This is a genomic window from Roseburia sp. AF12-17LB (assembly GCF_003479605.1).
Lineage (GTDB): Bacteria > Bacillota > Clostridia > Lachnospirales > Lachnospiraceae > Roseburia_C > Roseburia_C amylophila.
The window spans coordinates 550376-570810 of sequence record NZ_QUHR01000001.1 but is presented as its reverse complement, the minus strand read 5'-3'; the positions used below and the strand labels follow the sequence as shown (position 1 = coordinate 570810).

Genomic DNA, 20435 nt, shown 5'->3' with positions numbered 1-20435 from the left:
ATCACCTTACATGAAATCTTCTCTTTAACTCTAGTCTGGCTCTGCGGTCACCGATAATCAGCGTTCCGAGGAATAAAAATACCGATATTCCAAATGCCAGTTCACTTAAGCCCGGATGGGTCACGATGTGAAGTGCTATCAAAAGCAGCGGTATCAGGCTGCATACAATTCCAAATAACTGGAACATCAGATAACTCTGCCAGTTTCTGGAATTGATAATCATGAGCAGAACAATACCTGCATCTAACAGCATAATGCCTGCTGGAAGCACATAATTAACCGACCAGCCATGGAATCCCACTATCCAGTCAATCAGAATCACATATAAAATTCCGGATAATGTAGTTGCTATGATTTTCGTCCGGTATCCACTATTGCTTAAAATATCCAGCCGGAAAATCAGGAACAGATACCAAAGACCTGCGATTGCAATCAGGCTCCAGAGTTTTCCCTGATACCAGATATAATTAAGATAGCCTGCTGCCACACTGCCTAATAACACCAGAAAGAATATAATATTTGTCACACATTTTAATCTTCTGGTGGGAATCCATGCATCCGGATAGGAATTGCAGCCCTCTTTTCCCTCTTCTAATACACTGTGGCACAGCGGACAAATCTGGCTGTCGTCTAAGATTTCCACATTACAGTTCTTACATTTACTCATAATACACACCATTACTTTCTATTTCCACATTCAGACCATCCTCTGACAGTTTTCGGAAAAATCCACGCTGCAGGGATGTATCTTTTAAAACAGAACTAAAGGTAAATGCCAGCGTATCCTGATAGGAACAAATCGTTCCTTTGATATTCTGTCCCTTTGACATGGCAAGGAATGCATAAAACATCTTGATATATGGCTGGTAATCCTCTTCCACTTTCACATTTCCAATGTTGGTTACAGTGGATGTATTTGCCAGTGCTGCCGATGTATACACATAACGCATGGCAATATTTTTCAAAAACAGCGGTACTGCTCTTGCAACCAATAATTTTTCATTGGAAACATTATAGGAAAACAGTTCCTCTAAATGCTCTTTATTAATCTGTTGATGAAGACTCTCTGTAGTAATCTTCAATACTTCTTCAAACGTATAGGAATCCTCCACCGGTTCAAACTCTGCAGATACTACCGTAAAAAAGTTCTTGGTGGTAATGGAATTAAAATATGGTCTTAAATTCACCGGAACCGCTACACGAATCGGACGTTTGTCCGGCATACCATGCAGATATTCCCGATATACGCTGTAAGCAAATGCCGCAACCAGATACTCATTGATGCTGACACCATATTTATGACATACCCCTTTCAATGCCGGAATCTTTACAAATCCATGAATCACTCCAAATTCATCGGTTCGTAATTTTTCCCCTTTGATAAGATATGCTTTCTTTGTCTTATATCCCTTGGCATAGCTGTGCTTGTAATTTTTAAGGAAGCTGTCCTCACGATTCATGGATGTGTCGCTGCTTAACTTATCTCCCAGTTTCTCCTTAAGCTTTGGATGCACCAGTCTTAAATACTGATAGGTCAGCTCCTTTAAGAAATTGATTCCGCCCATGCCATCTGTCAGTACATGAAAAACCTCAAGGTTAATCCGGCATTTATAATAAGTTACCCGGAAAAGATAGCTGTGGTTCTTATTCTGTCTGATAAAACGGCATGGAAAATGTCTTTCTTCCTGTACTCTTGGAGCACTTTTGCCATTTTCTTCAAAATAATACCAGAAAATCCCCTGACGCAGTCTTAAGTTAAAGCCCGGAAATTTTGGAAGTACGATATCCAGTGCCTGCTGCAGATACTCCGGCTGCACCTCTTCCTTTAAGGTAACTGCAATCCGGTACACATTGCTCATTGATTCTCCTGCAATGACCGGAAAAAGATGTGCCGTATTATCCAGCCGGTCCCATTTGATATCGGTATGACGGCGCTTATTATCTTCTGCTTTCCGCTGCTGCTTCTCCTGCTTTTCCAATTCCTTTGAAGCGGCTTTTTCGTGCCGGCTCTGCTCTTTGACAGCCTGCTTTTCCTGTTTGCTTTCTGCTTTGGCAGCGGCTTTCTCCTGTTTGCTTTCTGCTTTAGCGAAAGCTTTCTCCTGCTTTATCTTCTCTTTATTTTGTTGTCTTAGCTTTTTTTCTTCTTTACTCATAACGAATATTATAAAATAATACACCTAAAAATACAACCGGCGTTTCTAAGCTGTCGGCATTTTTCGTCTCGGCAGGCAGACCTTAAATGTTGTCCGGCCGTTTTCACTCATTACACGGATGGTTCCTCCATGCAGATCCACCAGTTCTTTTGCGATGGCAAGTCCCAGACCCGCTCCTCCGCTGTTGGTCTGTCTCGCTTCATCCCGCCGATAGAATTTGTCAAAAATACGCTGCTGTTCTTCCGGTGATATTGTCTGCCCCTGATTACTGAACAGGATAACGGTTCCCGGTGGCTCCTCCCATGCGGAAATGACAATGGTACTGTCCGGATTGCTGTAGGCAATGGCATTTTTTAATATGTTATTAAAAATCCGCGCCAGCTTATCTGCATCCCCATATACTTTGCAGTTTTCATCAGCCTGTATTTCCACTTTCTTATGTTCCGGTGCAAGAAGCGGGTACACTTCATCCGACAGCTGCATCAGCATATAATAAAGATCTATCTCTGTCGTTGCCAGTTCAATATCCTGCCGGTTAAAACGGGTGATGTCAAAAAATTCATTCACCAGAACTTCCAGTCTCAGTGCTTTGTCCAGGGTGACATGGATAAATTTATCCTGCTGCTCTTTTGAAATATCCGGCATCTCCTCTAATAATTTCAGATACCCAATCACAGAGGTAAGCGGCGTCCGGATATCGTGGGCAAGATACAATACCAACTCATCCTTCTTCTTCTCTGCCATCTGAATATCATAAAGCTGCCGGTTTAAAGTTGCATTCACGCTGTTTAACTTTTCTTCCATGGCAGCCATTTCCTTCGACATGCGGATCTGTCTGCCATCATGATGCACCAATGCATTGATTCCATTATCAATTTCCTGAAAATATTTTGTAAATGAATTTAAAAAGAAATAAAACATCAGACAGAATACCAGTGCAATTGCCCCAAAGAAAATCAGTTCGAAGTGATTTCCGATATTATGCCAATAGAAATCTCTCGCATCTTCATAAGTCATGCTGGTAAAATCATAAAGAAACCTTACAATTCCATCCGCAAATCTGCCCTGCAGCACATACTGGTAGAGAAACCAGATGCCAAAGAAAGCTCCTGCCATCAGTAATACAATCCGGGAAAATATTTTTCGTCTTACCGGTGCAAAATCCAGTTTTTTCTTATTATTGTCATCTTTCAATCTTATATCCCACTCCCCATATTGTCTTAATGTATTTTGGACGTTCACCGGTATCCTTAAGTTTCTCCCGCAGATGCCGGATGTGAACGGTTATGGTATTGTTGCTTTTGCTATAATATTCGTCTTTCCAGATAATATGAAACAGCTCTTCCGCACTGAGTACCCTGCCTTTTGCTTCACACAACGCCTGCAAAATCGTAAATTCTGTCGGTGTAAGTGAAATCTCATCTCCATCCAGATAGCATTCATGTGCACATTTCTTTAACAAAATTCCACGGCATATAATAGTATCATCCGATTCCGTTCCTGCATGATTTGATGCATACGTTCCATCTGCCGCATCATATGAACCATTTGCAGATGTATTTTCTATTATATTACCGTCAAAAGACATATTCTCTGCCGGCTGGTCCGTCCTTGCTCCATAGCGCTCATAACGGCGTAACTGTGCCTTCACTCTTGCAACCAGTTCCAGCGGAAGAAACGGTTTTGTCACATAATCATCTGCTCCTATGGTAAGTCCGGTTACTTTATCCACTTCGGAATCTTTTGCAGTTAACATAATAACCGGATAATTCTCTTTTTTTCGAATCCGGCGGCACAGCTCCAGTCCACTAATCCCCGGCAGCATAATATCCAAAATTGCAAGGTCAATTTTCTCATGCTCTATTGCATCTATTGCTGTATCTCCATCGTAACACTTGATTACGTCAAACTTCTCACTTACCAAATATATCTCTACTAAGTCTGCAATCTCCTTCTCATCATCCACCACAAGAATACGGTTTTTCATAAAAATCCCTCCTGCCTGTCTGCTATTCCAAACACATTATAGCATACAGGCAAAGGAGGGATTCCTTATTATTTATTAAGATTTACTGAACTTTGCCAACATGGCGGTGAGGATGAATCCGCCATAAACCCGGTGCAAAAATCACTAACATCGGGTATAATTCCAATCGACCAACCAGCATGTCAAACATCAATACCAGCTTGGATAAAACACTGAACCCACCAAAGTTACCGGTCGGTCCTACCCGGTTAAGTCCCGGTCCGACATTATTAAAGGTTGCCATAACTGCTGTAAAGTTCGTTGTCATATCAAAATTATCAAGACTGATTAACAACACTGATACGATAAGAATAACAACATAGCCTGCCAGATAGCATAACACAGTCTTTACCACATTATCCGGTATTCGTCTTCCGTCCATATGTACCTTCTGCACACTTCTCGGATGGGTCACAGACATAATTTCATTACGGACAGATTTTACCATAATAATGAGACGGGAAACCTTAAATCCACCGCCGGTACTTCCGGCACAGGCTCCGACAAACATTAAAAGCACCAGAATCATTCTTGAAAATTCCGGCCAGAGATTAAAATCTGCCGTGGCAAATCCTGTAGTACTGATAACAGATGCCACCTGAAAGATTGCCTGCTGGAATGCTTTTCCAAAAGAAGCAAAGCTGGCTCTGATATTAAATGCAATAAGCAGTGCCGAACCGAATACGATCAAAAGATAGTAACGCATTTCCTCACACATCAGTGCTTCCTTCGGCCGCTTAATCAAAAACATATAATATACAGTAAAATTAATGGAACAGATAATCATAAATACCGTAATGATAATCTGCACCGCTGTACTATAAGATGCTATACTACTGTTCAATAGTCCAAATCCACCGGTTCCCACGGTACCAAAGGTCAATGTCATGGAATCAAAGAGTGGCATTCCTGCTATTAACAGCGCAATAATCTCAATCACCGTAAAGATTACATAGATTCCATAGAGAATCATTGCAGTAGTCTTTACCTTTGGAACCAGTTTTCCAACAGATGGTCCCGGGCTTTCTGCACGCATCAGATGCATGCTGGAGCTGTCGGAAAGGGGCATGACTGCCATAATAAATACCAGCACACCCATACCACCAATCCAGTGGGTAAAACAACGCCAGAAAGCTGTTCCACGTGAAAGTGCCTCTACATCACTTAAGATACTTGAGCCTGTTGTCGTAAAGCCGGAAATTGTCTCAAATAACGCATCAATATAAGATGGAAATTCTCCGGTTAAATACATTGGCAATGCGCCAATCAGACTGAGGATTATCCAGCTTAATGCAACTGCTGCAAATCCTTCTTTTGAATAAAATACACTGCTCTTCGGTTTTCTTCTTCTGCCCCAAAACCCAATCAGCATACAGGCAAGTCCGATCATCAGATATAAAAAGCCTTCCTTTTCCTGATAAATACCTGCTGTTGCTGCCGGAAGCAGAAGAAAGATTCCCTCGAAACATATAACACTGCTTAATATGTATCGAATCATGGAATAATTCATGACAAGCCTCCTACCTTAATGCATCCCGGATATCATGTAACCCTGTTGTTGTGGTAACAAGAATTACCGTATCTCCCACTTCAATTACACTCTGTCCTTTTGGAATGGTCACTTTTCCTTTATGGGTGATACATCCAATCAGCATCTTGGGTTTCAAACGAAGATCCTGCAGTGGAATTCCAACCACCGGAGAGCCCTCTTTAATGAGAAACTCCAATGCTTCTACCCGGTTGTCGTTCAGCCGGTACAATGTCTCTATATTACTTCCCATGGAATTCTTCATGGCACGTACATACTTGATAATACTCTCGGAAGTAATGAATTTCGGATAAATAATACTTCCTACATCTAACTGGTCAATAATGTCATCATAAGAAATACGATGAACTTTAGTAATCAGTTTTGCAGAAGATAAACTCTTTGCAAACAATGCCAGCATGATATTCTCTTCATCAAAATTAGTGGTCGCTACAAAGGCTTCTGTCTCTAACAATCCCTCTTCGATTAAAAGGTCTTTATCTGTTGCATCGCCACAGATAATCATCGCCTTTGGAACCATTTCATTTAATTCTTCGCAGCGTTCTTCGTCACGTTCTACAATTTTGACACGGATACCCATTTCCAAAAGCTGCTTTGCAAGATAAACAGAAGTTCTTCCGCCACCGACGATCAGTGCATCTCTCGCAGAAGAAGTAGGTACTCCTAACTTCTTAAAGAATTCAATCGTCTTAGCCTGTGTTCCTACAATGGAAATCTCATCCCTGGCTTTCAGCTCAAAATTACCATCCGGAATATATACTTCATCTCCACGCTCAACCACTGCTATCAGTACGTCACAATGCAGTCTGCTTCCCATATCCTTAAGTTGCATATTACAAAGAGGGTTGTCCTCCTCAATCCGGTAGTTGACTAATTCCACCCGGCTCTTGGCAAATGAATCCACTTTGAGCGCGGAAGGGAATTTCAGCAGTCTCGCCATTTCGCGTGCTGCTGCAAGCTGTGGATTGATAATCATGGACAACCCTAATTCCTCTTTAATAAAACCTATTTCTCTACTGTATACAGGATTGCTGACTCTTGCTATCGTATGGCAGCCTCCTGCTTTTTTTGCGATCAGACAGCATAAAAGATTCAGTTCATCTGAACCTGTCACTGCAATCATAAGGTCTGCATCTGCAATCCCTGCATCTGTCTGTGCATTAAAACTTGCACCATTTCCAATAATTCCCATTACATCACATACATTGGTCACTGCCTCTACAGCCTGCTGTCTGCAATCAATTACTGTAATATCATGTTTTTCTTTACTAAGCTGTTCTGCAAGTGTTGCACCTACATTACCACAGCCCACTATAATTATCTTCATAGCTTCTCCTATGCTTGTTCTCATACATATTTATTGGTCGTTGAAGCAAATACCTATGACGAATTATAGCAGACTTTATAAATAATGCAATCCCGGTTTTACCCAATCCTAATTCTGGGCAAATCTTGCCAGGAACTGCTTTGTTCTCTCTTCTTTCGGATGCTCGATTACTTCCTTCGGGTCACCCTGTTCAATAATATAACCGCCATCCATAAAAATGACACGGTCAGCCACATCTCTGGCAAATGCCATCTCATGGGTTACAATTACCATGGTCATATGCTCACTTGCCAGCTGACGGATTACTTTTAAGATTTCTCCGGTAAGCTCCGGATCTAATGCGGAGGTTGGCTCATCGAAGAATAAAATCTGTGGATGAAGTGCTAACGCTCTTGCAATGGCAACTCTCTGCTGCTGTCCACCAGAAAGCTGGCATGGATAGCAGTCTGCCTTATCGGATAACCCCATTTTTTCAAGAAGCTCCATTGCTTCTTTCTTTACTTCTTCTTTATTCCGCTTCTGCACGTGTACCGGTGCATCCATCAGATTCTTTAACACGGAATAATGTGGAAACAGATTAAAGTTCTGAAATACCAGTCCGAAATATCCCTGAATCTTTTTTAATTCTGCGTTTCCCACATACTGGGATTTTCCATCCGCACCGGTTGACACCGCATGCTCACCGAGATAAACCAGTTCTCCTTCATCCATAGTCTCAAGAAGTGTGGCACAACGCAGCAGTGTTGATTTACCGGAACCGGAAGGACCGATAATTGCTACAACCTCACCCTGTTCCACGGAGAGTGAAATATCATGAAGTACATCTACAGCCCCAAAGCTTTTCTTTACATTCTTTATCTCTAACAGCTTCATTCTTTTCCTCTCCTTACTTATAATAACTCAGTTTCTTTTCAATTCGTTCCATGATAAATGCCACTACAAAGTTAAAGATGTAGTAGAAAAGTCCTGCTACAAACAATGGCATGATGCTGCTGACACGGGCTGCAATCTGTTTTGCAATGGTAAACATTTCTGCATAAGCCAGTACAAATGCCATGGAAGTATCTTTTACCAGTGTAATAACTTCATTGGTTACCGGCGGCACCACGCGTTTTACCATCTGCGGGAAAATGATTTTACAGAAGGTCTGTGCCTTAGAGTATCCTAATACTTTGGCTGCTTCATACTGTCCTACCGGGATTCCTTCGATTCCTGCACGATAAATCTCTGCGAAATATGCCGCATAATTAATGGAGAAACCAATGATTGTTGCATAAAAGCTATACTCTTTGGAGATTCGGATTCCAAATAGGTAATATGGTCCGAAATACACCACCAAAAGCTGAAGCATCAGCGGAGTTCCACGCATAATGGATATGTATAATTTTACAAGCCACTGCACCGGCTTAATCCGTGACTTTCTTCCAAATGCCACTAAAAGTCCTAACGGCAGTGAAAATACCAATGTTAATACAAATATAGAAAGTGATGCCAGCATACCGGAACCCAGCTGCTGTGCTACAGCAATAAATGACATATCTATTCTCCTAAGCAAACCATTTCTGGTAAATTATAATCTGTGTAGTTATTTACGATAGTAGTAAATGTTCCATCTTTTACCATCTCATCCAAGGTCTTCTGAACCTGGTCTTTTAACTCTGTATTACCTTTTTTAAATCCGATTGCATACTGCTCGCTGGATACCTGTTCATCCAACATACGGAAAGCATCTCCTCTGGATGACATCTGGTATTTTGCTACTCCGATATCCAATACTACTGCATCTACAGCACCGGACTCCAAGTTCATAAATGCAGTATTGTAATCAGCTACCTGCTGAAGTTCAGCAAAAGATGCAGTCAGCTCTTTATTTTCATCGGTTGCATCATCTCCCTGTAATGCTGCAAGTCCTGAAGAATCAGCCTGAACGTCTACTACTTTTCCTGCCAGATCTGATAATTTATTAATATCCGAATCTTTTGCAACAACTACAACGATACTGTTGTCTACATATGGATCAGAGAATGTATAATCATCTTCTCTTCCGTTCATGGTAAATCCGTTCCAGATACAGTCAATGGAACCTGACTCTAATTCCATATCTTTTGAATCCCAGTTAATTGGTTTCTTTACCAGTTCCCATCCGTTACGGTCACATACTTCCTGTGCCAGTTCAAGGTCAAATCCGGTATAATCTCCATCCTCATCCATATAGCCATATGGTGGAAATTCTGCGTCAAATCCTACAACAAACTGGGTACGGTCTGAACCATTGTCGCTCTTTACATTTTCAGTATTCTGGACAGATGCATTGTCTTTTTTATCTGCATCCTTACTTCCACAGCCAGCCAGTGACACGGTCATTGCAGCTGCCAGTAAAACAGTCAACATTTTCTTCTTCATAATAGAGTTCCTCCTCTTTTTGTAATATCTTTTTATTAAGTTCTTTTTCCATCACTTTAGTATACTACCATGATAAATCAGTAATGTAAATCATTTTCTATATTAATTTCAGGTTGTCAGCCGATAAATTTTAGACTAAAATTGGGCATATACATGAATAATCCATAGGTGCTTGCGAATGGGGAGAGTTTTTGCGAAAAATATTATGCGATTCACAGGGAAATTTCTCTTTCGATACAAAATACCACAATTCTAAAATGCATCTTTTGCTTGTTATTATTAAAACCGTCTTTCCAATGTTTGTCAGAATAGCAGCACGGTTCGTCGAAGTACAGATGCCTGATAAAGGCTGTTAGGGGCACTTGGAATTTCGTCTGGCAACAGGCAACGCTGGTACAGGGATGTACCAGCGAGGCACATTTGAACATGGATGTGAATTTGTGCCGGTTGCCAGATGAAAACAGCATTATACCGAAATTCCTAGTGCCCCTTGCAGGCATTATGTGGCATCTGCCCTCGACGGACAGTACTGCTATTCAGCCAAAGCAACAGGAAAGACAGTTTACAAACAAGCAAAAGACGCATTCTAAGAACTGTTGGCATTTTGTATCGGATAAAGAGAAATTTCCCTGTGAATCGGCGTAATATTATTGCAGGAAATCCTCTCCCCCTTTCGCAAGCACCTATGCAATCAATGATAAAAGGAGATATTACACCATGAATATACCAAATGACCCAGTCATGTTATTAAGTTACATCAATACACAGCTTCGGGATTTCTACCCTACCTTGGATGAACTCTGCTCTGCCTTAAATCTTTCGAGGAACGAGCTTTGCAATAAGCTTTCCGCCATCGACTATGAATATGACGAGAAGACAAACCAGTTTGTATAAATATGGTCTGTTGTGGCGGTAGGGAGGACATTTTCCCTCTCAGCATCAAAAATAACCACATTTATACCAACCGTTCCGATACACATAATGAAAGGAGTATCCCATGTCACTTTACGAAGACCTCTTGCAAAAACAGTTTCTGCCCCACGCCTACGAAGACTGGACAGATTATCGCAATGCCATCAGCAATTATCTGATTGCCTCTACTGCTGCTGACAGCTCCCTTGCCATCTTTGGTGCCGGCGGTTGTAACGACTGGGATTTATCGCTCCTTGCCGGACACTTTTCATCGATTACTTTAATTGATAATAATCTTCCTGCCATGAAACAGGCTCTTAAACGCTATCAGTTGGAATCTTATCCTACCATTCACCTTGACGAATGCAATCTTACCGGTTTATACGACAGTGATTACGAAAAATTCTGTGATACACTCTTTGAGCAGAAAAAGCTCTTTGGTGCTTCCATCGATACGGAGCTTCCGGTCAGTACGGCACTGGCATATCTGCATCAGACTTATGAGAAAGCCAAAAAGCATGTCATACGCTATGGCAGTCATGCTTTTGATTATTCTGTGGCTTTTGGTCTTCACAGCCAGCTTAATAATATGGCTGCATGGATCTGGGATACCATTGCAGAAAGCTTTCGCTGGCAGGATGAACGGGTAACGGAATACATTGCTTTCCAGACCGATGAAATCGTAAAACGGGTTAATGATACCATTTTACTTTCTACCGGGAAAGACGCTTTCTTTGGAAATGAACGGACTTCTTCCCTTAACGATTCTCCCGTAAGCGGCGCCATGGAATGCATTTTAGACATCAAAAAACGTTACCCCGGCTGCCAGGCAGCTCTCGTTCCATGGAATTTTAATCCGGAACTTGGGGTAACGTATGAAATGCTGTTACAACATGTAACACTATAAATCAATTCTATGACTGTGCGAACTGGCTGTTATAAAGGGCTGCATAGAATCCATTCTTCTGAAGCAGTTCTTCATGATTGCCCTGTTCAATAATATGTCCGTCTTTCATAACCAGAATAATGTCTGCCTCTTCAATGGTAGACAGACGATGGGCAACGATAAAACTGGTTCTTCCCTTCATCATCCGGCCAAAAGCTTCCTGAATCTTCATCTCAGTTCGTGTGTCAATCGATGAAGTTGCTTCATCCAAAATCAGCATTGGCGGCAGGCAAAGCATAACTCTGGCAATGCAAAGAAGCTGTTTCTGTCCCTGGGAAAGATTGCCACCGTCCTCTGCAATTACCGTATCATAGCCCTTGGGCAGACGTTTGATAAAATTATGGGCATGGGAAGCTTTTGCTGCCTCCATGATTTCTTCATCGGTAGCATCCGGTTTTCCCATACAGATGTTCTCACGAATGGTTCCCTCCTTTAACCAGGTTTCCTGCAATACCATACCATAGCTGCTGCGCAGGCTGCTTCTTGTCATATCTTTAACCGGCACGCCGCTGACACGGATGGTTCCGCTGTTGACATCATAGAACCGCATTAGAAGATTAATCAATGTTGTCTTACCGCATCCGGTCGGTCCGACAATTGCCACACGCTCACCCGGATTGACATGGAGATTAAAATCCTCAATCAGCTTCTGCCCCGGCTCATAAGAGAAGTAAACATGCTCTAAATCCACATCTCCCTTTACTTCCTCTAATACCACTGCATCTTCTGCATCCGGTACCTGTGCCTCTTCATCAATCAGCTCAAATACTCTTGCTGCACAAGCCAGTGCATTCTGTAACTCAGTTACGACACCGGAAATCTCATTAAAAGGCTTCGTATACTGATTTGCATAACTTAAGAAACAGGATAACTGCCCAACACTGATTCCACCATGGATAGCCGAAACTGCGCCAAACACGCCAACACCTGCATAAACTAACGCATTGATAAAACGGGTACTCGGATTGGTAATGCTGGAAAAGAATAAGGCACGAAGGGAATATTTTTCCAGTCTTTCATTAATTTCATCGAAACTTTCCAACGCCTCATCTTCATGGGAAAATGCCTGGACAATTTTCTGGTTTCCAATCATTTCATCGATTAAAGCAGTCTGTTCTCCTCTTGTCTCCGACTGCAGCTTAAACATGGAGAATGTTTTCTTTGCAATAAATCCTGCTACCACAAAAGACAACGGTGTTAAAAATACGACCACTGCGGTGATTTTTACATTTACGCTTAACATAAAGCCTAAGGTTCCGATAATTGTTACCACACCGGTAAACAACTGGGTAAAACCCATCAGAAGTCCATCTGCGAACTGGTCTACATCTGCAATTACGCGGCTGACTATTTCACCGTAGGAATGAGCATCTAAATATTTCAGTGGAAGAATCTCTATTTTGCGGATAGCATCCTTACGGATATCCCGGACAATATTATAAGTCATCTTATTGTTGCAGACATTCATAATCCACTGGGCAGCTGCCGTAATCAGAATGACTACCACCATTTTCTTAAGGATTGGTGTAATATAAGTAAAATCTACTTTTCCTTTGTCTACGATATAATCAATGGCATCTCCGGTAAGAATCGGAATGTATAAGGTTAAAACTACACTGATCACCGCTAATGCAATGGACAAACCTAAGAATAACCAGTACTTTTTCATATACTTAAGGATTCTTCCAAGGGTTTCCTTCTGTCTTGATTTCTTTTTCATATCAGTGTCCTCCTTCCGTCCTCTTAAACTGCGAATAATAGATTTCCTGATATACGCTGCAATCCTTTAACAATTCTTCATGGGTGCCGGTTCCTGCAACAGTTCCATCATCTAATACGATAATCTTATCGGCATACATAATGGATGCGGCACGCTGTGATACGATAAATACGGTCGGACGGTTTGGCATATTATGAATTGCCTGACGCAGTTTAGCATCAGTAGCATAATCCAGTGCAGATGAGCTGTCGTCCATGATAAGGATTTCCGGCTGTTTTACCAGTGCTCTGGCAATTGTAAGACGCTGCTTTTGTCCACCGGAGAAATTCTTTCCACCCTGTTCTACTTCCGCATTCAGCTTACCGTCTTTCTTATCTACAACTTCTGCTGCCTGTGCAACGGAAAGTGCCTGCTGCATCTCTTCTTCCGTCGCATCCTCTTTGCCCCAGGCAAGATTACTTCGGACGGTTCCCGCAAACAGAACTGCTTTCTGCGGCACAATACCAATCTTATCTCTTAAATCCGTAATCTTATATTCCCGGACATCCATGCCATCTACCATAACCTGTCCCTCCGTGACATCATAGAAACGAGGAATCAGATTGACCACAGAGGACTTCCCGGAACCGGTTCCACCGATAATACCAATGGTATCTCCTGGCTTTGCTTTAAAATCAATGCCAGTTAAGGTATCTGCTCCGGCACCTTTATAACGCATGGAAACATTGCGGAATTCTACGGTATATCCGGTATCTTCCTTTTTGCTTCCATTTCCATCCACCATGGAAGTCTCCATCTCAAAAATACTCTGCACGCGGTTTCCACAGGCAATTGCCTTGGTTACCGTAATAATCAGGTTTGCAAGCTTTACTAATTCCACCAGAATCTGGGACATATAGTTTACCAGTGCTACTACTTCACCCTGTGAAATCTTTCCGATATTTACCTGAATTGCACCTGTCCAGATAAGAATAACCAGTGCCACGTTGATGATAATATAGGTAAGCGGATTCATCAATGCTGAAATTTTTCCTACGAAGAGCTGTACATCCGTCAGCCTCTCATTACTCTCATCAAAATCTGCAATTTCTTCCTGCTCTTTATTAAAGGCACGGATAACACGGCTTCCGGTCAGATTCTCCCTTGTTACTCCAAGGACTTTATCTAAAGATGCCTGCACCCGGCGGAACAACGGAATTGTAATTATCATAATTCCAAATACCACAACGGATAAAACAGGAATCGTTACCACAAAGATAAGCGCTGCCTTTACGTCAATGGTAAATGCCATAATCATGGCACCAAATACAATAAAAGGAGAACGCAAAAACAGACGGAGTACCATATTGACACCGGACTGTGCCTGATTGATATCACTGGTCATTCTGGTAATCATGGTATCCGTTCCTGCGGTATCCATCTCTGTATAGGACAATTTCTGAATATGGTCAAATAATGCATGACGTACCTTAGTTGCAAAACCTACTGCCGCTTTTGCTGCAAAATACTGTGCAGTAATGGAACAGGTCAGTCCCACTAATGCCAGCAAAATCAAGATTCCACACATTTTCAAGATGAATCCGCCATCTTTATTGCCAATACCGGTATCAATGATTGCTGCCATAACCAAAGGCACAAACAATTCAAAGGATGCCTCTAATAATTTAAATAATGGACTTAAAATGCTCTCTTTTTTGTAATCCTTTAAAAAACGCAATAACTTTCTCACTGTACCTGCTCCTAATTAGTGATCATCTAATATTCCCTTTTTCCTATCTTTCTATGGCTGAATCTTATCTTTTTTTAATCCATCCATATAAACTTTGGTTTCAGCCACAACCACACCGCTCAATGCAGTAACTGCAATCAGGTTCGGCAGAGCCATCAGTCCGTTGAAAATATCTGCAATGGTCCATACAGCAGATACTGTCATAAACGGTCCGATAAATACCGCTAAGATGTATAACCAGCGGTATGCTTTTACAACAGCCTTCTTATGTCCGGTCAGATACTCCAGACAGCGCTCACTGTAATAATCCCATCCTAAGATTGTGGTAAATGCAAAGAATACCAGACATACCATCAGGATAAAGGATGCTACCTGATTTGGGAACGGAAGTCCGAGCTGGAATGCCTTGGTTGTAACAGCAACACCTTCCAAGCCCATGTCCCATGCACCGGTAAGTACGATTGCAAGACCTGTCATGGTACAGATAATCAGTGTATCAATTACAGTTCCAAGCATGGAAACCAGTCCCTGTTTTACCGGATAATCGGTCTGGGCTGCTGCAGCCGCGATTGGTGCACTACCAAGTCCTGCTTCATTTGAGAAAATACCACGGGCAATACCTTTCTGCATTGCTACAATAATACTTCCCATTGCACCACCGGCTACCGCCTTAAATCCAAAGGCACTCTTTATAATGGTTGCAAATGCTGCTGGAACCTCTGTAATATGCATCACAATAATAATTAATACAACAACCACATAAGTCAGTGCCATAAATGGTACAATGACCTGTGATACTGTAGAGATTCTCTTAATTCCACCGATGATAACAAGCGCCACACAGATGGTAAGAATAATACCTGCAATAATTACAGTCCAGGAATAAGTTCTTCCAAAGAGGTCAACTGTCCAGGTGGTATCCGGGTCAAAGAAACCCTTTACTGCACTGGTAATACCATTAATCTGTGTAAAGGTTCCGATTCCGAATAAACCTACGCCCACACCAAAGAAGGCAAATAATTTTCCAAGCCATTTCCACTTTGATCCCATTCCATTTTCAATATAATAGAATGGTCCGCCGATGATATGACCATCTTCTGCCACCACACGGTACTTGATTGCCAGTAGACACTCACTATATTTTGTGGCAGTTCCAACCAGTGCTGCTATCCACATCCAGAATAACGCACCCGGTCCACCTTCTACCAATGCAGTTGCTACTCCGACAATATTTCCGGTTCCTATGGTTGCTGATAATGCAGTGCAAAGTGCTGCAAAACTGGATACTTCGCCGGATTCGCCACTCTTTTCATTTTCAAACAAATATTTTACTGCTAATGGTAATTTTCTAATCTGAAGTCCCTTCAGGCGGATGGTAAGAAAAATTCCCACCAGAAGGATCAATACAATAAGTGGTACACCCCAGACAAAATTATCAATTTTACCAAGAATGCTGTTAATCTGGTCTAACATTTTTGTTCGCTCCTATTCTCTTTTGATTCCAATTTAAATTGTTAAATACACTTTAGCATAGCACAGTTATCAAGTGCAATCAATAATTCTATCTTTTTTTTCGCATAATTTGTATAAAAATACTCCTTTCGGGTTATATTACGGATGAGGTGATGACAAAATGATTTTAACCGAACAAGAGACTATGCTGTTAAATGATTTAAAACAGCAGGAAGAACTTTGCCGCGACAAATATGCCTTTTACAGCAGCGAAGCAAAAGACCCTGAATTAAAACAGTTATTTGAGGTCATTCAGAAAGAAGAAGCAGAACACTATGACACCATCAGCAGTCTGCTTTCCGGTGATACGCCTGATGTTGGTATAGCTGCCCCGAAGAACTATCAGCCAAACGCTGCTTACCATGCATCCAGTGAAAATGCCGACAAGAAGCACGATGCATTATTGTGCAGCGATTCCATTTCCAGTGAAAAGTATGTATCTTCCGCATACAACAACGATTTATTCAGCTTTGCTTCTCCAAAAGTCCGTCAGATTTTAAACCATATCCAGACGGAAGAACAGCAGCATGCAGAAATGATTTACCGTTATAAAACTGCAAATCAGATGGCTTAACCTGCAGATGCATTGCAACTGTCAAAAAGGCATCGGAACAGGAAATTTTTCTGCTCCAATGCCTTTCATGCTTTTTATACTTATTATTTATTTTCGCTGCTCACGGTTCTTACATTTCATCTCATACATTCGCTCATCTGCCCAGTTAATATACTGTTCCATGGATGCCTCGGTATCCGGCTCCTTCTGGTAATAACCGATACTCATAGACAGACGGTACGGCAGCTTCTCATCCCTCTGCCACTGCTTTAACAAGGCTGTTATCTGAGCTTTCTTTTCTTCAGCCTGTTCCCAGCTTAAAGCATCAGAAACCACTAAGAATTCGTCCCCTCCATAACGGATAATCAGTTCCTTTTCACAGAACGCCTCCTGCAATGCCTCTGCTGCAAGGCAGATTGCCTGGTCACCCGCTTCATGACCAAACTCATCATTGATTTTCTTTAACCCGTCCATATCAGCAAAGATAAATAACAATCGACGTCTGCTGGTATTTGCCTGTTTTACCATATCTACCACAAAACGGTTGATTCCCATCCGGTTATAAACTCCTGTCAGGCTGTCGCGGACTGCCATATTATCAATGTTACGGGCAGCATTCCGAAGTTCTGATACATTCTTTAACTTTTCCAATGCATTACTGATATTACGAATCCAGACATAATAATTTGGAATATGTTTTGTATCCAATGTACCGGTCAGTATCATATATCCCAGGCAATTATCCCTGAAATGAACCGGCATATAGAGATATTCCCCTGAACCTCTGCCATTCCACATTGCCGGGAACATCTGCTCACTGGTAAAAGAATAAAATTCCGGCATGCCGTCCTCATTACTTAATTTGGTTATGTATATCTTGTTTTCATAATCCCGGGTAATTGTGCGGTTGCGTAAAATGTTGTTACCACGGCCGGTCATCTCATAATAAATACTCTTATTCAGGCACAGATATACATCCTCTGTCGTAAACTTTCCAATATTCTGGCGGATACAGAAGATTAATTCTTCCAATGATTCGCACTCCATCATCTCATCTTCCATATTGTGTATCTGATAAGTATATTTTTCATTTTCTTTTTTTTCAAGGTATAACGTTTCTATCGCAGATACCACGCGCTTTTTATCCTCTAAAACACAGCCACAGCTTTCATCCACTGCAACACGGGATGTCAAAATCAGTTCCTGTTTCTTCCCTGTCTCAATTTCCTGCAAAAGCAACTGCATAGCGGTATATCCCAGTGTCTCCTTTGGTCTGTCTACCGTAGTAATTCCCGGAATATAGCGCCGGGTATCATAAGAGCCATCAAATCCTGTTACTGCTATGTCCTGTGGCACCTGATATCCCAACTGTTTCAAACGGTTGCAGGCACCTAATGCCATCTCATCATTGGCACAGCAAAGTGCTCGTGGCATCCTTCCAGCCTCTTCCATGGCATCCACTACCTGTACGCCACTGTCAAAGGAAAAATCTCCATGCCATACCGCATAATCTTCTGCAGAATAGTTCTTTTCTTTCACAAAATCTTCAAATGCCTTCTGGCGGATATTACTCTCTTCATTTGTTGCATTTGCAGCTACAAAATGAATCGGATGATAGCCATGACTGTCAACATGTTCTACCATCTCCCGCATTGCCTTATAATTATCTATTCCAATCAGGCTTAAGCCTTCTACCTTTTCCTCAAAGCTTACTGCAGGAATGCCAGCGTGACGTATTCTTCGAATAATTTCCTCTTTTGTTGGTTTCTCCCAAATTGTATTTGTCGCAAAAATTACGCCATCAAAACGTGAAAGATTAGCCAGCGAATATATTTTATTTTCTCCAAGCACATGCTTATCCGAAATCTCACTCCCTGCCTGACAGGTAAAAATAGAGATTGCATAGTTTGCTTCCTTTGCCTTACGAATAATACCATTAATTAATCTGGTCTGATATTCACTATTCCATCCAGCTAAAAAGACTGCAATATTACCCAGTTCTTCCATTATATTCCCTCCAGCATATTTCTTTTATTTTACCACAAATATTCCGACTTTCCACCTGCTTTTTATGAAACTCTTTAAATTTATTTACCAGACATTTATCCCACATTCTCGTGCCTGCGACGGTCGCTTGCGACATCTACCTTATACGCTGCAGTGCGCATCCTCGCGGAGCATTTTTTACTTTACAGGAAAGCAATTTCCTGTAAAGCAAAAAAAGACCTGCAAAATAACAGGTCTCTTTTTCTACATCTTCTTTATATATTTTCTTCAGTTTTCTTATAACTGTGTTGTTACGAAAATATCGTAAATTGCTTTGATGGCATTTTCAAAATCAGAATTACTTACTCCAATGATAATATTTAACTCAGATGACCCCTGGTCAATCATCTTAACATTGACATTTGCATGTGCCAGTGCTGAGAAAATTCTTCCGGATGTTCCTCTGGTGGAACGCATACCGCGTCCTACAACTGCAATCAGGGCGATGTTAGACTCCAATTCTACGCTGTCCGGCTTTGCAAGGCGGTGAATTGCAGATACAACTGCCTGTTCCTTGCCTTCAAATTCCGGCTGATGTACAAATACGGTCATGGTATCAATACCAGATGGCATATGTTCAAAGTTAATACCGTTTTCTTCAAATGCAGAAAGCACTTTACGTCCAAAACCAACTTCTGAATTCATCATATCTTTATCAATATTTACAGATACGAAGCCTTTCTTTCCGGCAATACCGGTAATGGTATATTTGGACTGGTGACAGGTTGTTTCCACAATCCATGTTCCCTCATCTTCCGGTGCATTGGTATTACGGATGTTGATTGGAATACCGGCTTTACGAACCGGGAATACTGCATCTTCATGTAATACGCTTGCTCCCATGTAGGAAAGCTCTCTTAACTCACGGTATGTAATTACTTTAATTGGTTCCGGATTGTCAATAATTCTTGGGTCTGCAATCAGGAAACCGGAAACATCAGTCCAGTTCTCATATGCTGTAGCATGAACAGCCTTTGCAACAATAGATCCTGTAATGTCAGAGCCGCCTCTGGAGAAGGTCTTAACACTTCCGTCCGGCATGGAACCATAAAATCCAGGAACTACAGCACGTTCAACCTTGGAAAGACGTTTGCTCAACACTTTATCTGTCTTGTCTGCATCAAAGTTACCATCTTTATCAAAGAAAATTACTTCTGCTGCATCCACAAATTCATAGCCTAAATAGTTCGCCATTACAATACCATTTAAATATTCGCCTCTGGAAGCTGCGTAATCAGAACCTGCCTTAGCTGCAAAGTTCTTCTCAATTACTTCAAACTCATCTTTCAGAGAAAGCTTTAAGTTCAATCCGTTAATAATGGAATCATAACGTTCTGCAATCTTTTTTAATTCCTTATCGAAATCCTCATCATTTTCCGCCAGAGCATAACATGCATATAACATATCCGTTACCTTGGTATCTTTGGAATTTCGTTTTCCCGGTGCACTTGGTACAACATAGCGGCGTTCCGGGTCTGATGTGATAATCCTGCCTACTTTTGCAAACTGTGTTGCACTTGCAAGTGAACTTCCACCAAATTTAACTACCTTAATCATCG

At 41.5% G+C, this 20435-nt stretch carries 17 protein-coding genes; 3 read left to right on the top strand and 14 right to left on the bottom strand.

What is annotated here, in order from left to right:
- Window position 1 precedes the first annotated feature (1 nt).
- The 9 genes from DWV68_RS02505 to DWV68_RS02465 all read right to left on the bottom strand — a co-directional run bounded on the left by DWV68_RS02505 (window position 2) and on the right by DWV68_RS02465 (window position 9458).
- Window positions 2-667 (bottom strand): DUF6320 domain-containing protein, encoded by a 666-nt coding sequence (locus DWV68_RS02505; RefSeq protein WP_118088316.1) that lies wholly within the window; start codon window positions 665-667, stop codon window positions 2-4.
- Window positions 660-2153, bottom strand: coding sequence for a hypothetical protein (locus DWV68_RS02500; RefSeq protein WP_243089421.1), 1494 nt, complete (start codon window positions 2151-2153; stop codon window positions 660-662). Before DWV68_RS02500 ends, DWV68_RS02505 begins: the two co-directional genes overlap by 8 nt.
- Window positions 2154-2198: 45 nt before the next feature.
- Window positions 2199-3347 (bottom strand): sensor histidine kinase, encoded by a 1149-nt coding sequence (locus DWV68_RS02495; protein WP_242994317.1) that lies wholly within the window; start codon window positions 3345-3347, stop codon window positions 2199-2201.
- The gene (locus DWV68_RS14640; protein WP_117840626.1) at window positions 3337-4140 is read right to left on the bottom strand and encodes a response regulator transcription factor; all 804 of its coding nucleotides are present in this window, start codon (window positions 4138-4140) and stop codon (window positions 3337-3339) included. The genes DWV68_RS02495 and DWV68_RS14640 overlap by 11 nt, the downstream gene beginning before the upstream one ends.
- 82 nt (window positions 4141-4222) lie before the next feature.
- Window positions 4223-5689 carry a TrkH family potassium uptake protein gene (locus DWV68_RS02485; protein ID WP_118664962.1) on the bottom strand — a complete coding sequence of 489 codons (1467 nt, stop codon included), beginning with the start codon at window positions 5687-5689 and terminating at the stop codon, window positions 4223-4225.
- A gap of 10 nt (window positions 5690-5699) precedes the next feature.
- On the bottom strand, window positions 5700-7055 hold the full coding sequence (gene trkA / locus DWV68_RS02480) for a Trk system potassium transporter TrkA (RefSeq protein WP_118664960.1): 1356 nt from the start codon (window positions 7053-7055) through the stop codon (window positions 5700-5702).
- A 108-nt stretch (window positions 7056-7163) separates the two neighbouring features.
- Window positions 7164-7928 carry an amino acid ABC transporter ATP-binding protein gene (locus tag DWV68_RS02475; protein ID WP_022243953.1) on the bottom strand — a complete coding sequence of 255 codons (765 nt, stop codon included), beginning with the start codon at window positions 7926-7928 and terminating at the stop codon, window positions 7164-7166.
- Window positions 7929-7941: 13 nt separating this feature from the next.
- Entirely contained in the window at window positions 7942-8592 is a 651-nt protein-coding gene (locus DWV68_RS02470) for an amino acid ABC transporter permease (protein WP_022243952.1), read from the bottom strand.
- A gap of 2 nt (window positions 8593-8594) precedes the next feature.
- Entirely contained in the window at window positions 8595-9458 is an 864-nt protein-coding gene (locus DWV68_RS02465) for an amino acid ABC transporter substrate-binding protein (RefSeq protein WP_117947841.1), read from the bottom strand.
- Between the two features lie 717 nt (window positions 9459-10175).
- Between DWV68_RS02465 and DWV68_RS02460 the strand changes: the two genes are divergently transcribed.
- Window positions 10176-10352 (top strand): DUF4250 domain-containing protein, encoded by a 177-nt coding sequence (locus DWV68_RS02460; protein ID WP_117840619.1) that lies wholly within the window; start codon window positions 10176-10178, stop codon window positions 10350-10352.
- Window positions 10353-10455: 103 nt separating this feature from the next.
- Entirely contained in the window at window positions 10456-11277 is an 822-nt protein-coding gene (locus DWV68_RS02455) for a hypothetical protein (protein ID WP_118664958.1), read from the top strand.
- Window positions 11278-11284: 7 nt separating this feature from the next.
- Here DWV68_RS02455 and DWV68_RS02450 read toward each other — a convergent pair whose 3' ends face one another.
- Genes DWV68_RS02450 through DWV68_RS02440 form a run of 3 tightly spaced genes read right to left on the bottom strand, consistent with a single transcriptional unit; the run spans window position 11285 to window position 16238 of the window.
- Window positions 11285-13036, bottom strand: coding sequence for an ABC transporter ATP-binding protein (locus DWV68_RS02450; RefSeq protein ID WP_118664956.1), 1752 nt, complete (start codon window positions 13034-13036; stop codon window positions 11285-11287).
- A gap of 1 nt (window position 13037) precedes the next feature.
- Window positions 13038-14765, bottom strand: a complete 1728-nt coding sequence (locus DWV68_RS02445) for an ABC transporter ATP-binding protein (protein WP_118664954.1) — start codon at window positions 14763-14765, stop codon at window positions 13038-13040.
- 51 nt (window positions 14766-14816) lie between these two features.
- Window positions 14817-16238, bottom strand: a complete 1422-nt coding sequence (locus DWV68_RS02440; protein WP_117840613.1) for an alanine/glycine:cation symporter family protein — start codon at window positions 16236-16238, stop codon at window positions 14817-14819.
- 160 nt (window positions 16239-16398) lie between these two features.
- On the opposite strand from DWV68_RS02440, the gene DWV68_RS02435 reads away from it, so the two are divergent.
- Complete coding sequence (locus DWV68_RS02435) at window positions 16399-16851, top strand: ferritin-like domain-containing protein (RefSeq protein WP_117840611.1); 453 nt, start codon at window positions 16399-16401, stop codon at window positions 16849-16851.
- 87 nt (window positions 16852-16938) lie between these two features.
- Here DWV68_RS02435 and DWV68_RS02430 read toward each other — a convergent pair whose 3' ends face one another.
- A complete protein-coding gene (locus DWV68_RS02430; RefSeq protein WP_118664952.1) occupies window positions 16939-18837 on the bottom strand; it encodes a diguanylate cyclase in 1899 nt (632 codons plus the stop codon).
- 276 nt (window positions 18838-19113) lie between these two features.
- Complete coding sequence (locus DWV68_RS02425) at window positions 19114-20433, bottom strand: aspartate kinase (protein WP_117947834.1); 1320 nt, start codon at window positions 20431-20433, stop codon at window positions 19114-19116.
- Window positions 20434-20435: the final 2 nt, after the last annotated feature.